The sequence below is a fragment of the Vibrio sp. T20 genome (assembly GCF_007858795.1).
Lineage (GTDB): Bacteria > Pseudomonadota > Gammaproteobacteria > Enterobacterales > Vibrionaceae > Vibrio > Vibrio satsumensis.
This window is the reverse complement of sequence record NZ_VFEB01000224.1, coordinates 1-268: the sequence shown is the minus strand read 5'-3', so window position 1 is coordinate 268 and position 268 is coordinate 1. Positions and strand designations below refer to the sequence as shown.

1 protein-coding gene is annotated in these 268 nt (G+C 45.1%); it reads left to right on the top strand.

From position 1 onward, the window contains the following. Positions 1-181, top strand: a 181-nt coding sequence (locus tag FTW16_RS22205; RefSeq protein WP_186728102.1) for an AzlD domain-containing protein, incomplete at its 5' end; no start/stop codon positions are given. Positions 182-268: the final 87 nt, after the last annotated feature.

Sequence of the window (268 nt, the reverse complement as noted above, 5' to 3'; positions counted from 1 at the left end):
GCCGATTGTGTTTGCACCGGAGCAGACATTTTGGCCAAGCCTTGAGAATCCTTATTTGATAGGCGCTCTTGTGACTGGCGTGTTGATATGGAAAACAGGCAATGTGCTACTAACGATCGGCGTCAGCATGGCGGTGTTTTTGTTCTACAATCTCGTCGCAGTTGATTTCCTTTTTGACTGATTGACCTTGCAACGTATGACATGGTGGCATCTAATGTACCGATTCACTGTTTGTGTTTTAAGGTTCTGGTAAGGAGTTAGTTTGGCT